Source organism: Arthrobacter sp. ov407, from assembly GCF_900102895.1.
GTDB lineage: Bacteria > Actinomycetota > Actinomycetes > Actinomycetales > Micrococcaceae > Arthrobacter.
In genome coordinates this window covers 24921-37268 of the sequence record NZ_FNGD01000018.1, presented here as the reverse complement: position 1 = coordinate 37268, position 12348 = coordinate 24921, and the positions used below count along the sequence as shown (strand labels likewise).

At 67.2% G+C, this 12348-nt stretch carries 12 protein-coding genes; 5 read left to right on the top strand and 7 right to left on the bottom strand.

Annotated elements, in window-relative coordinates:
- Nucleotides 1-64 precede the first annotated feature (64 nt).
- Genes BLS42_RS18550 through BLS42_RS18540 form a run of 3 tightly spaced genes read right to left on the bottom strand, consistent with a single transcriptional unit; the run spans nt 65 to nt 1643 of the window.
- The gene (locus tag BLS42_RS18550) at nt 65-259 is read right to left on the bottom strand and encodes a hypothetical protein (RefSeq protein WP_090583800.1); all 195 of its coding nucleotides are present in this window, start codon (nt 257-259) and stop codon (nt 65-67) included.
- Complete coding sequence (locus tag BLS42_RS18545) at nt 256-1311, bottom strand: zinc-dependent alcohol dehydrogenase family protein (RefSeq protein ID WP_090583799.1); 1056 nt, start codon at nt 1309-1311, stop codon at nt 256-258. The genes BLS42_RS18550 and BLS42_RS18545 overlap by 4 nt, the downstream gene beginning before the upstream one ends.
- A complete protein-coding gene (locus tag BLS42_RS18540; RefSeq protein WP_143019240.1) occupies nt 1308-1643 on the bottom strand; it encodes a hypothetical protein in 336 nt (111 codons plus the stop codon). Before BLS42_RS18540 ends, BLS42_RS18545 begins: the two co-directional genes overlap by 4 nt.
- A gap of 243 nt (nt 1644-1886) precedes the next feature.
- Between BLS42_RS18540 and BLS42_RS18535 the strand changes: the two genes are divergently transcribed.
- Nucleotides 1887-3446: an amidohydrolase gene (locus tag BLS42_RS18535; protein ID WP_090583796.1), complete on the top strand. Its 1560-nt coding sequence runs from the start codon at nt 1887-1889 to the stop codon at nt 3444-3446.
- A 37-nt stretch (nt 3447-3483) separates the two neighbouring features.
- Here the strand turns inward: BLS42_RS18535 and BLS42_RS18530 are convergent, their stop codons facing one another.
- Both BLS42_RS18530 and BLS42_RS18525 read right to left on the bottom strand, forming a co-directional pair.
- Entirely contained in the window at nt 3484-3993 is a 510-nt protein-coding gene (locus tag BLS42_RS18530) for a hypothetical protein (RefSeq protein ID WP_090583794.1), read from the bottom strand.
- 64 nt (nt 3994-4057) lie between these two features.
- Nucleotides 4058-5758, bottom strand: coding sequence for a serine hydrolase (locus tag BLS42_RS18525; RefSeq protein WP_256336568.1), 1701 nt, complete (start codon nt 5756-5758; stop codon nt 4058-4060).
- Nucleotides 5759-6085: 327 nt separating this feature from the next.
- Between BLS42_RS18525 and BLS42_RS18520 the strand changes: the two genes are divergently transcribed.
- Nucleotides 6086-7654, top strand: coding sequence for an HNH endonuclease (locus BLS42_RS18520; RefSeq protein ID WP_090583793.1), 1569 nt, complete (start codon nt 6086-6088; stop codon nt 7652-7654).
- Between the two features lie 554 nt (nt 7655-8208).
- Entirely contained in the window at nt 8209-8826 is a 618-nt protein-coding gene (locus BLS42_RS18515; RefSeq protein WP_090583792.1) for a uracil-DNA glycosylase family protein, read from the top strand.
- A 49-nt stretch (nt 8827-8875) separates the two neighbouring features.
- Here BLS42_RS18515 and BLS42_RS18510 read toward each other — a convergent pair whose 3' ends face one another.
- Complete coding sequence (locus BLS42_RS18510) at nt 8876-10144, bottom strand: type II toxin-antitoxin system HipA family toxin (RefSeq protein ID WP_090583789.1); 1269 nt, start codon at nt 10142-10144, stop codon at nt 8876-8878.
- The gene (locus BLS42_RS18505; protein WP_090583847.1) at nt 10141-10425 is read right to left on the bottom strand and encodes a type II toxin-antitoxin system Y4mF family antitoxin; all 285 of its coding nucleotides are present in this window, start codon (nt 10423-10425) and stop codon (nt 10141-10143) included. Before BLS42_RS18505 ends, BLS42_RS18510 begins: the two co-directional genes overlap by 4 nt.
- 321 nt (nt 10426-10746) lie before the next feature.
- On the opposite strand from BLS42_RS18505, the gene BLS42_RS18500 reads away from it, so the two are divergent.
- Together BLS42_RS18500 and BLS42_RS18495 are read left to right on the top strand one after the other, a co-directional pair.
- Entirely contained in the window at nt 10747-11358 is a 612-nt protein-coding gene (locus BLS42_RS18500; RefSeq protein ID WP_090583788.1) for a hypothetical protein, read from the top strand.
- Between the two features lie 119 nt (nt 11359-11477).
- Nucleotides 11478-12221: a YcnI family copper-binding membrane protein gene (locus tag BLS42_RS18495; RefSeq protein WP_090583786.1), complete on the top strand. Its 744-nt coding sequence runs from the start codon at nt 11478-11480 to the stop codon at nt 12219-12221.
- Nucleotides 12222-12348: the final 127 nt, after the last annotated feature.

Sequence of the window (12348 nt, the reverse complement as noted above, 5' to 3'; positions counted from 1 at the left end):
TTTCAGATGGTCCGTTTGCCACGCCCGGCTGGGCGGGGCTTCCGGAAACTGGCGGCCGGGGCCGCTACCGCCCGAGGGAAGCCAGGAAGGGCTTGGCTTCGGCGATGATGTCGGCACCGCCGGCACGAAGGACACGCGCAATCTTCGTGACGGCGTCGCCGTGGCTGAAGGTGCGCAGGCGTGTGTCGCGGGCGGCCCCCTGGACTGCCGTTGGCCGGCGCCGCCCGAAGTCAGGGCTGTGGACGAAGAACGCTTTCATGCCGTGATCACCACTTTGAGGGCCTTCGTCTCCGCGGCGCGGGCGAAAGTGTCGTACGCCTCCATGAATTCGTCAAAGATGAAGTGGTGGGTGGCGAAGCTGTCCGCGGGGATTTTTTGCTGTGCCACGAGCTTGAGCAGCATGGGTGTGGTGTTGGTGTTCACCAGGCCCATGCTGATGTTGATGTTCCGGATCCAAAGGTCTTCGACGTGCAGTTCCACGGCTTTGCCGTGCACGCCCACGTTGGCCACGTTGCCGCCGGGCCGCACGATGTTTGTACACATCGTGAACGTCGCCGGGACGCCGACGGCCTCGATCGCGACGTCCACGCCCTGCCCGTCGGTCAGGACCATCACCTGTTCTTTCCAGTCGGCATCGCTGGAGAGGACGATATCCGTGGCGCCGAATTCGCGGGATTTTTCGAGCCGGTTCGCGTCGAGGTCGACGGCGATGATCGTCGCGGCGCCGTATAGTCCGGCGGTACAGATCGCGGCGAGTCCGACCGGCCCGGCGCCGATCACGGCGACCGTGTCGCCGGGCTTGACCCGGCCGTACTGCACGCCGATCTCAAAGCCGGTGGGCAGGATGTCGGACAGCATGACGGCCTGTTGGTCGCTGACTCCGTCAGGCAGGAGGTGCAGGGAGTTCTCGGCGTACGGGACGCGGACGAACTCGGCCTGGGTGCCGTCGATCAGATGCCCGAAAACCCAGCCGATGCCGGAGGTGCCTTCCTCCCCCAAGCAGTGCGAATACAGGCCTGTCTTGCAGTTGGCGCAGTGCCCGCAGGACTTGATGCAGGAAATGATGACGCGGTCCCCGACCTTGAGGCTGGTGACGGACGCGCCGATCTCCGTGATGGTGCCGACCCCCTCGTGCCCGAGGATGCGGCCCTTGGCCACGGCCGGGACGTCACCTTTGAGGATGTGCAGATCGGTGCCGCAGATGGTGGTCGTGTCGACTTTGACGATCACATCGCTGGGGCTCTGAATTGTGGGATCAGGGACGTCGGTCCAGGACTTCTCCCCGGGCCCGCCGTAGACGAGGGCTTTCATACGTGTTCCTTAGCTTTGAGGATGACCAGCGGGTCAACGAGCCGCAGACGGCAGGGCGTCTCGGTGCCATCGATCCCCGAAGACATCAGCGAGGCGCGGGCGCGCTCACGGAGTTCCTCGATTGCGGCGGCCGAGACGCGGGCATGGGCGAGGTCGAGCACGAGTTCAAAAGTGGGTAGCTTGCTCGTGACCCGGCGGCAAACAACGTACAGTGCCCGCACGTTGGCTACGGTCACCACGCCGTGCACTTCGATCCGAGCTGTTTCGGCGTCGGCGTTCAGGCGGATGAAAACCTTCAGTTTGGGGTCCCCCGAATGGTGGCGCATAGTCATGTGGCCGTGGTCTCCTGCCTTTTCCTGCTGAAGCCGGAAAGTGCAAACGCCATTTCCTTCCCCAATTCGCGATGAGACCAGTGCTGCATTCCATGAAGCGGTTCCTCCCTCAACTACGACCCCAACTGGCCGTGCAGGAACCTCCCCAAATTCAGCTTGGTGGGCACGCATGGCAGGGGTAAGGGGCAAAAGTCCCTTGTGTATGTTTTAGGTCCTTCGGCGTTGCACGCCTAGCCTGTTTCTATGTCTGATCCGCTCGATCCCTGCCTCGCGCCGGACCTCGTGCCGGACCTCGTGCTGGCCTCGGTGCGGCAACCCGGCGTCGACATATGCTTCGACGTTCATCTCCGCGGCGGTGCCGTGTCTGCGATCATCCCGTCGCGCCAGTACGCGCCTGCGCTCCCCGCCGCGACCCGTGTGGTGGACCTGGACGGCCGCTACGTCATACCAGGGCTGTGGGATGAGCATGTCCACATGACGCAGTGGGCGCTGGCCTCCAACCGTCTTGACCTCTCCGACGCCGGCTCGGCGCGCGAGGCGGCCGCCGTCGTCGGGTCCCATGTCGCCGAGTCCCATGTCGCCGAGGGCGGCGGCAGCGGGGTCAGCGGCGGCACTGCGGCTCCGGGAGCTGTCCAGACGTTAGTGGGTGTCGGTTTCCGCGATGCCGTCTGGCCGGACCTGCCCAGCTTGGCCCTCCTCGACGGCGTGACGCGCGGCCGGCCGACGGCGCTGATCAGCCACGACCTCCACTGTGTCTGGCTCAACTCCGCAGCGGCCCAACGGTACGGAGTGCGGGTGGACGCGGACGGACTGCTCCGGGAAGATCCGGCGTTCGCCCTGACCCGCGAGCTCGGCCAGCTTCCGGACACGGTGGTGGATCCGTGGGTGCAGCAGGCGGGGCGGGCTGCTGCGACGCGGGGCGTGGTCGGGATCGTGGACTTCGAGATGACCTGGAACCGCGACGCCTGGCTCCGGAGGATCTCCGGCGGCTTCGCGGCCCTGCGGGTTGAGGCGGGGGTCTATCCGCAGGATCTGGACCGGGCCGAGGCCGAGGGGCTGCGGACAGGTTTGACGGTGGCCGGCGGCGGCGGGCTCCTGACCGTGGGCCCATTGAAGGTGCTGATCGACGGCTCGCTCAATACCCGTACAGCGTACTGCGTTGACCCCTATCCGAACGGCGGCCACGGCCTGCTGACGGTGAGCGAGCCGGAATTGCTCGCCCTGCTGGTCCGGGCGCGGCAGGCGGGTTTTGTGCCGGCGGTCCACGCGATTGGCGACGCCGCCAACCGGGTCGCGTTGGATGCGTTCGAGGCGGCGGGCATTGCCGGGCGGGTGGAACATGCGCAATTTGTCCGGAGCGAGGATTTCGCCCGCTTCGGCCGGTTGGGTGTGACTGCGAGCATCCAGCCTGCGCAGGCCCTCGACGACCGGGACGCCGCCGAGGCGAACTGGCCAGGGCGCACAGACCGGTCCTTCCCGCTCCGTTCGTTGGTAGCTGCCGGTGCGACGCTGGCCCTTGGCTCCGACGCTCCGGTGGCCCCACTGGACCCGTGGATTGCCATGTCCGCCGCCACGGCGCGAGCCCGGCAGGATGGCCGCGGACCATGGCATGCCGAGCAGGCGCTCACGCGGCAGGAGGCCCTCACGGCGTCGACCCGCGGTCGGGGCCTGATCCGGGTCGGGGACCCCGCCGATCTTGCAGTGCTCGACGGCGACCCGTTGACGGTTTCCGACGCGGAGTTTGCCGCGATGCCGGTGGCCGCCACGTTGGTGGCGGGTCGGTTCACGCACGGCAGTCAATAGCTGCCTGCGATTTGCCTTTGACCTATTTGTCCTTCACTTATTTGCCCTTCACGCGGGCCTGGACGAGGTTGGCGAACGGCAGCCGGCCGTAGTCATCGCGGAATCGTGCGTGGTATCCGGCCTCCGCCTCGTTGACTGCCTCCGCTGGCAGCTCCTTCCAGGCAATCAGGAGGGATCCGGGATCGGCGAGCTGCCAGACGAGTCTGCCGTCCCAGTGGCCCGGCGGCTTGCCCTTGCCGAAATCGATGAACTCCTGAATTTGCCGGCGAAGGCCGCGGTTGCCCTTGCTGCCGGCACCCGCTTTCCCGAGATATACGACGTCGGCGCCGTCAACCCACTCGGCAGTCAGCGCTGGCTCCGGGACGGACGGGTCCTTCTTCTTGAAGACCCCTGCCGTGCTCTTGGGCAGAAACCGCGGCTCATAGCCTGCAGGCTGCAGCACGGCGAAGATCCCGGTCCGCTGCGGGATCCGGTTGATGTCCAGTGCGGCGAGAGTCCTAAACCCCGTAAACCCGTCTTCCTTGAGTGACTGTTTGTTGATCGGCATAGGTTCCTTGGCTCGGGGGTGTTCGCCCTAGAAGCTTACGGAAGAAGCTCACGGAAGTCCGGGCTCAGCCGCGGGTGAAGGTGCCCAGTCCGGTCTGATCGTAGAAATCGAGCCTCACACTCGACGCCGTGCCGCCGGCGCCGTCCGCGCCGGGCGCGAAGATTGCCCCGGCTAGTCCGTTGGCGTTCTCGCCGATGGATTCAAAGCTGAAGGTGTTGCCGTCGAAGTGCTTGAGCGCGAACTTGGTGGTCCTGCCGGCCGGCCCCAGCTCCAGGGACAGCACGCCGCTCTCCACCGCGACGCTGAGCGGGCCGTAGTAGGAGTTCGCATAACTGCCGACGTAGAAATCGTTGCCGCGCGCCGGTTCGACCCGCGGCGGCGTCTTGGAGTAATCGACCTTTGGCTTCTCCGCCTCATCGATCTTCTGGAAAACGCCCGCGGTGAATCCCAACCAGTCCACTGTCGGGGCGCCGTTCTGGGCCGTGTCAAGGAATGCGGCGCAGATGGCTTCGGGGATGCCCTGCGGCCGGCCGTTGGTCAGGGCCACAATGCCCAACTGTTCGCCGGGCAGTAGCGAGACGGCGGTCGCGGCGCCCAGGTTGAAGGCTCCAGAGTGCCCGAGCGAGAGCCGGGCGTGGTCGTCGTAGGAGACATTCCAGCCCAGGCCGTAGAAGCGGGTGCGGGCGGCAGGTGTCGGGGGAGGGCCCGATACCGCGTGCGGGACATGCGTGACACCTAGCGCGTCCGGGTCGATGACCTCCTTGCCCTCAAAGCTGCCGTTGGCGAGCTGCAGGCGGATCCAGCGGGCCAGGTCGTGCACGGAGGAGCTGGCCCCGCCGGCGGGTGCTTCGGCGTCGGCGTCCCGGCTGTATTTGGCCACCCAGGTCTTGTTCCCAGCAGGCACGTGGATCAGTGCCCTGTTCGACGCCTTTTGGTAGTCCGCGTGGCGATAGCTCGTGGATGTCATGCCGAGGGGCTTGAACAAGACTTCTTCGGCGAGGTCTGCCCAGGGCAATTTCATGGCGTCGGCCACAGCCAGCGCGCCGGCTGTGTAGCCGAAGTTGCTGTAGTTGTAGCTCGAGCGGAAGAAGTCCAGCGGCTGCTGGTTGAGGTGGCTGAGAATGTAGGACTGGTCGAATCCGAGATCCTCCAGCAGATCCCCCGCCCCTGTCTTTAGACCGCCCTGATGTGACAACAGGTCGGCAGCCGTGGCGTTTCGCGTGACGTAGGGGTCTTTCAGGGCGAAGCCGGGGCTGTGGTTGATCACCGGCTCCGTCCAGGAGATGGCCTTGCGGCCCACCGCCACGGCCGCCACCGTGGAGGCCAAGGGTTTGGACACCGAGGCCAACTGAAAGACGGTGTCCGCGTCCACTGTTTCGGGCTTGCCCGACTCCCGCACGCCGAAGCCCTTGGCGTACAGCATCTGGTCTCTGTAGACCACAGCCACGGCGACGCCGGGCACGCCGGTACTCTCCATCGCGCTCTGGACCATTCCGTCGAGCTTGGCCAGGGCATCGTTGACCTTCTGTTGGTCCAGGAGCGGTTTGACCTGCGGTTCAGGCGCCGGAAGCAGCGACGCCGACGGCGTACCGGAGGCGCCAGGGTCACTGCTTCCGGCACCGGCGGGGGCACTTTGGGTCGTGCAGGCGGCCAGCATCGGCATCCCCGCTATGCCCACAGCCCCGACACCGACCGCCTTGAGTAGTGAACGGCGGTCCGAGGGCAGCGAGCCGATCTTCATCGCGATATATTCCCTTTGGTTCATAGACAATCCTCCACCCGATACCGCCTGGGGCGCCGAGCTGACGCCCTCTCCCATGATGGACCCGCGCCGGTGTTTGAGACAGGGAGTTCTGGTCTGTCAGCCGGTGGGGAACTCCGACATTTTCACCCTCGCCAGCTCTGCGTCTGGAACCCAGCACATCCTGGCGTCCGCACGGCATCCCGGTCTCCGCGCCGCCCGCACTGTCCGCACCGCCCATACGTCAACGAAACTCACTAACTCCGCTAACCTCCCGGCCTCCTCTGGCTGTTCCTTTTGCCTCCTCTGGCTGTTCCTTTTAATGTCTGACCCCCAAGGGAGACTTGATTCATGGACGGCAATCAGGGGCCCGAAATGGCTCCGGCAGGACACGGCGAGGCTGGCCTCAGTCGCGCCGGGCGTGGTGCGGCCGCCGGCCTGGGAACCGTGGAGACGGCCGTCTCGGACGCGGCGGGCCTGCTGGCCGCCCTCCCGCCGGCAACGACCTCCGCCGAGATCATTGATCGGATCCGGGAACTGGAAGACCGGAAATCCGCTCTGGCCGCGGAGCAGGCCTGCCTCGCCGTCGCCTTCGACCTGATCCAGCGCCACGAGCAGCGTGCCGCAGGCGTCCCGGCCGAGAAACTCGGCGCCGGGGTCGGCGCGCAGATCGCCCTCGCCCGGCACGAATCCCCGGCCAAAGGCGGCCGGCTCCTGGGCCTGGCCAAAGCCCTCGTTACCGAAATGCCACACACCCTCGCCGCGCTCGAGACAGGGCAGCTGAACGAATGGCGCGCCACCCTGCTCGTGCGCGAAACCGCGTGCCTGACCGCCGCGGACCGGTGCGCGGTCGATGAGGAACTCGCCGCCGACACCGGCACACTCCAGGGCGTGGGTGACCGTTCACTCACCGCCCGGGCCCGGGCCGCCGCATACCGGCTCGACCCGCGCACCGTCACCGAACGCGCCGCGCACGCCGCAAACGAGCGGCACATCAGCCTCCGCCCGGCCCCGGACACCATGTGCTATCTGACCGCGCTGCTCCCGATGAGCGCCGGCGTGGGCGTCTACACCGCCCTGACCCGGCACGCCGACACCCTCCGCAACACCGGAGACCCCCGCTCCCGCGGGCAGCTGATGGCCGACACCCTGGTCGAACGCGCCACCGGCACCCCGGCCGGGATCAGCGGGGTCGAGATCCAGCTCGTCATGACGGATCGCACCCTCTTCCAGGGAGACTCCGAACCGGCCCGGCTGCCCGGCTACGGCACCGTCCCCGCCGGCTGGGCCCGCACCCTCATCAACGGCACCAAGGCTAAAGACACCGCCCGATTCCCGGAATCGGGCGACGCGACCGGCGGTCCCCCTGAACTTGGCGGCATAGCCGGGACAGCGGATGACACCGCGTTCGGTGTCTGGCTCCGACGGCTCTACACCCACCCGCGCACCGGCGACCTCATCGGCCTGGACTCCCGCACCCGGATCTTCCCCACCGGGCTGCGCCGCTTCATCCAGGCCCGGGACGACACCTGCCGCACCCCCTACTGCGACGCCCCGATCCGGCATCTGGACCACATCATCCCCTGGCACCACGGAGGAGAAACCACTCAGGCCAACGGCGCCGGACTCTGCGAGGCCTGCAACCACACCAAAGAAACCCCCGGCTGGGCAGCCCATCCCCGGCCCGGTCCCCGGCACACCATCGAACTCACCACCCCCACCGGCCACACCTACCACTCCACCGCACCACCCCTACCCGGGACAGTGTTGCCCGGCACGTCGTCGCTTCGCTCATCAGCCACGGACCAAACGGGCTCCCAGCCCGGCTCCCGCCAACGGCGCCAGCTCCGGCGCCACGCCAAAACGCTCAAACGCAGCAGGCTCAAAGAGAGCAGGCTCAAAGAGACGACTGCAGCCTAGGGAGCAGGTGGCTGCCGTGCGCGCCTGCCGGGGCCCGGCCGCTATTCGAAGAAGTCGATCCGCGGCTCGCCCTGGACCCCGCCACGCTTCATGGCGTCCAGCAAGTCCGGGTTGGCAAAGAAGGACCGTACATCGTCGACTGAGCCGAAGCAGTGGAGCGTAGGGCGGCGTTTGGGTCGCCGGCCAACAGGTGGACCGACTGCTGGGTGACGCCGCCAGCGGACGTCACAGAATGACCTCCCCCACCTCGGGTGGGAGCCTGACGTCAGGCCTGCAGGTACCTTCGCGATCTCGCTATGAGATGGCTCGGACACTTCAATGTCCCGAACAACCCGGCGTCATCAGATGGTTACCTGCAGGCGATTTAAGCCTACGCCCGCCTCATGGCCATCACCAGAGGCCGAGAGCCACCGGCTCCGTTATGAAGGCCCATCGTGACGACCCCCACCATGAAGACCCGGCCACAAGGGCCCCGGCCGAAACACCCCCTGCCGCGAAAGCGTAGAGTGGAGGAAGCCGCCTGATTCTGGACGCCAAGTGCTGAGGGAGAAATCGTGACGATTGACTGGGACGAAAAAAAGACCCTGCTGCAGGAGCCGAACATCGCCGCCGTGACGCAGCTGTGCGACGAACTCATGGAAAAGAAGCCTGGATCCGTGGTCCCGTACATCGACCCCATCCATGATGAGGACGAATGCCGGATCGTCAGCCTGCATATCAGCCCCGGCAAGGGCACGGAATCGGGCTTTGTTTCGCACTTCAACGACGACGAGGCCGCCCGCCGCGCCACCTCTATCTACGAGGCCGCAGAGCTGGATCCCCGCTATGTGATGCCGTGGAACGCCTATCCGTGGATCCGCGATCCTGACGCTTCCTCGGCCCTGAACGTCCAGGAAAAGACGGACGGCCTGCGGCCCTTCCGCCAGTTCCTCAAGATCAACAAGCGCGTCTCGGCCGTTATTGCCCACGGCGCGGACGCCCACTCCTTCCTGACGCTCTTCGAGAAGACCTACCATTCCTCGCTGAAGAACCATGGCGTCAAGATCTACAAGGCCACCGCGCTCGGCGGCCGGGCCTTCGCTATCTCTCCGGCCAAGCAAGAAGAGCTCCTCGCCAAGAACGTTGAAGTCTACAAAGACGCTATGCAGCGGGCCGGCATCCAACACCTCTGAGGCTTCACGCAGCAGCAGCCAACGCCAGCACTATCCGACGCCGGCGGCCTCACCCCATCAGCAGCCTGCGCCGGTGCTTGAGTTCCTTGGCCCAGTCGCGGGTGACAAGCGCCGAAAACGGCGAGTCGCCGTCGTCGGTCATGGAGCGGAACGCCGTGCCCGCCTGAAGGTCCGTCAGCAGCGGCGCCGACGCCCTCAGCGCCAGCTCCAGCACCTGGACGGCGGCACGCTCAGACAGTCCCATCCCCGCGGCCCAGCCCAGGAAGTGCTTCCGGGAGATACCAGTCCGCTTGCCGTCCAGGGTCAGGGCCAGCGTCTTGTCCCCGTAGACCACAGTTGAGGGAATGTCGTAGACCGGCGCGATGGACCACTCCCCGGCGGGCTGCTGCACCATGGAAACGTTCTTCGCGTGCAGGTCACCGTTGCCCGTCAGCCACGCAAATGCCGCCTGGAGAGCCAAATTCCGCAGGGCGGGTAGCGGCGCCGCGCAATACGCCGCAAGCGCATGGCACACCTGCCCGTATCCCACGTTGTACTTGTCCGCAGGGTAGAGCCCCAGCACCTGTGCCCCGTCCTCGACGGCCAGCCGCTGCACCGCCCGCGGCGACGCGGCCGCCGCCTCGGGCCCGGACATACCGGAAACAGGCACCCCGGAAACAGGCACCCGGTCGAAGCGCTCCACGAGCAACCCCGGCCGGCCGACGACATCGCGGATCAGCTGGACCCGGCTCAAGGGAATCCGCAGCCGCTCCGCATACCGGAACATCAGGAATTCGTTTTCGACGACGTGCGGGAACTCGGGCGCGTTGAGTTTGAGGATGTACCTCCGGCCGGCGCTGGCCACCGGCATGGAGATCATGCCTGCGGACAGCTTGTCCTGCACGCCGGCTAGCGCCACCGGGTCGATCAGCCCGGAGTCTCCCAGCAGGGCCTCGAAATCCAGGGGCGTGCCGGGGTCAAGCTCGACGGCGTGCTCGTCCGGGTCCAGCTTCTCGCCATGGCCAACGATTTGGACGTCACCCACGGGGTTGGCGCCGGCCGCGATGAGCAAGGACAGCTCATCGTCCACGCTGGTCTTGATGGAGCGGCGCAATGCATTCAGCCGCCTTCCCTCCGGCAGGAGCCCGGTGAAGTACGGCGGGGCTGCCCCCGCCGCGGACAGCACGGGGTCCGGAGTCAGCGGCAGGGAGCTCGCGACGGCGGGGCCCCCGGATGCTAGATAAGCCGGCAAGTAACTGAACCTGGTGCCGCCGTCGTGCCGTTCCAGCCGCGCCGCCAGCACGCCAGCCTTGTAGATATCCGCGATGCGGTGCCTCATGGCCGGGCTTCCGGGCCGTCCCGCAGTTCGCTGCCGGCCCGCGGGCCGGCGAGGGCTCGGGCTGCGGCGCTGGTCCGGGTCTGGACGCGGAGCTCCAGCCCCAGCGTGTCCAGGAGCGCCAGCAGGGAATCCAGCTGCACCGTGCGTTTGCCCTGCTCGACGAACCGGACGAAGCGCTCCGAGACTCCGGCCAGTTCGGCCAGCTCACGCTGGCTCAGCCGGAGCGACCCGCGCCGGGCCCGGGCCTCGTCAGCGAGTTCGTCCGGAAACGAGTTCCCCATGGCCGCCTCCCCGTCGATCAAGATACGTCCAATAGACCTGGCCTCGTAGGTACGAACGTGCCGTTTTGCCGGCATTTTCAGTATAGAACGAACAAACGCGTCTGCACAGCGTCATTCCGGCACGTTCGTACCGGCGGCGAGGGGTGCGGCGCAGCTGGCATGGGCTGCTGCGCCGCACCCCTGATTGGGGATCTATGCCGCCGTCACAGAGCGGACGGCTTCTGTCAGGTGGCGCGCGGCGGTGCGCAATGGCCCGTAGGATTTAAGGAACCCAAGAAAACCGCCCCGCCCGCCCAGGGAATCCGGAAAGGACAGCTCACGATGACGCGCGCTTCCTTCCGGCTGTTCCGCACCGGGTTGATTGGATCCATCATCGTGGCGCTGGCGGCCGGCGGCCACCTGGCCGGCGGCGGACGGCTGCCCGAGCCCGCGATCGTGACGGCGCTGTGTGCCGTGGCAATGATCCCGGTGGCGGTCCTGACCCGCTTCCGCCTGTCCTTTCCCGCCCTGGCCGGCCTCCTCGGCGTGGGGCAAATGTGGCTTCACTGGTCGTTCGGCGCACTGTCCATCTCGGCGCCCGTGAACGGGCCCGCACGCATGGCCACCAACCATCCGGGCCATGCGGCGGCTGCGATTGCTCCGGAGATGGTCGACCCGTCCATGGGGGCTTCCGCGGCCGCCATGGACGGGGCCATGTTCGCCGCCCACGCGGTGACGACCCTCGGCACGGCATTGCTGCTCGCCCGCGGCGAGCGGGCCCTGTCCGCACTGGCCTCCTGGCTGCGACCCCTCGTGCAGGTGCCCCGGCCCTGCGCCGTCGTACCGATGCGTGTCCCCGGCCCTTGCACGGTCAGCGTGGCCCGCCCCAAGGTCCGGGTTGGCCGTCGCTTGCCGAGCCGGCGCGGACCTCCGCAGCTGCTGGCCGCCGCCTGATACCAACCCCTTTCACAAACGGACGGGGACAGCAGGCGGCCACCCGCTGCTACCGCCGGACGGACACCGCACCGGCCGGCTCCCCACCGTTTATTTCGTTAGTGAAAGGCACCTTTGCCATGAAATCCTTCTTCCGCCGTACCCTCAAGATCGCCGCGGCCGCCACGATGACCGCTGGCCTGCTCGCCGCCGGCGCGGCGGCCGCTTCGGCTCACGTCCACGTCGACTCCGATGACCCGGCCGCGGGCGGCTACAGCCACCTGACGTTCAATGTCCCCACCGAGTCCGCCTCGGCCAAGACCAGCAAACTTGAGGTCACGCTGCCCACGGACACCCCGTTCACCTCAGTGTCGGTGAAGCCTGTCGAGGGCTGGAAGGCCGAAATCACCACGAGCGACCTGCCGAAGCCGATCACCATCGCCGGCGCCACCGTCACCAAGGCCCCCAGCTCCGTGGTCTGGACCGCCGACGCCGCCCACCAGATCGGCCAGAACGAATACCAGGCGTTCTCCCTCTCCGTGGGAGTCCTGCCGGACGCCGGAACCACGGTGACGCTGCCGACGGCCCAGACCTACACCGACGGGACGGTTGTGAAGTGGGACGAGAAGACGGTCGAGGGCCAGGCGGAACCCGAGCACCCGGCTCCCTCGTTCGTGACCACGGCCAAGGACGCCGAGACCGCAGCCCACGCAGGATCCACCGGAACAACGGCCCCCTCGCCGTCCGACGCCCCCGCCGCGGCAGCGAGCACATCAAGTGATGCCGGCTCCGTGGCCGGCTGGATCGGGCTGGCCGCGGGCTTGATCGGACTCGCCGCGGGCCTGACCGCCTTGGCCCGCACCCGCCCGTCCCGAAATAAGTAACCCAGGCAGATAACCCGATCAAGTAACAAGTAACGCGCCGCCGGACCTCCGGCGCGAGACACGACGGCGGCCCCGGACACCCGGGGCCGCCGTCACAATTGACACCCCGTTGTGATCCCTGCCATAT

What these genes read in the sequence shown, in the direction of transcription:
- BLS42_RS18500 (WP_090583788.1), top strand. Translation starts at nt 10,747, where the DNA reads ATGACGCGCGCTTCCTTCCGGCTGTTCCGCACCGGGTTGATTGGATCC.
- BLS42_RS18530 (WP_090583794.1), bottom strand. Translation starts at nt 3,993, where the DNA reads ATGCCGATCAACAAACAGTCACTCAAGGAAGACGGGTTTACGGGGTTT.
- BLS42_RS18550 (WP_090583800.1), bottom strand. Translation starts at nt 259, where the DNA reads ATGAAAGCGTTCTTCGTCCACAGCCCTGACTTCGGGCGGCGCCGGCCA.
- BLS42_RS18510 (WP_090583789.1), bottom strand. Translation starts at nt 10,144, where the DNA reads ATGAGGCACCGCATCGCGGATATCTACAAGGCTGGCGTGCTGGCGGCG.
- BLS42_RS18520 (WP_090583793.1), top strand. Translation starts at nt 6,086, where the DNA reads ATGGACGGCAATCAGGGGCCCGAAATGGCTCCGGCAGGACACGGCGAG.
- BLS42_RS18505 (WP_090583847.1), bottom strand. Translation starts at nt 10,425, where the DNA reads ATGGGGAACTCGTTTCCGGACGAACTCGCTGACGAGGCCCGGGCCCGG.
- BLS42_RS18525 (WP_256336568.1), bottom strand. Translation starts at nt 5,758, where the DNA reads ATGAACCAAAGGGAATATATCGCGATGAAGATCGGCTCGCTGCCCTCG.
- BLS42_RS18540 (WP_143019240.1), bottom strand. Translation starts at nt 1,643, where the DNA reads ATGACTATGCGCCACCATTCGGGGGACCCCAAACTGAAGGTTTTCATC.
- BLS42_RS18545 (WP_090583799.1), bottom strand. Translation starts at nt 1,311, where the DNA reads ATGAAAGCCCTCGTCTACGGCGGGCCCGGGGAGAAGTCCTGGACCGAC.
- BLS42_RS18495 (WP_090583786.1), top strand. Translation starts at nt 11,478, where the DNA reads ATGAAATCCTTCTTCCGCCGTACCCTCAAGATCGCCGCGGCCGCCACG.
- BLS42_RS18535 (WP_090583796.1), top strand. Translation starts at nt 1,887, where the DNA reads ATGTCTGATCCGCTCGATCCCTGCCTCGCGCCGGACCTCGTGCCGGAC.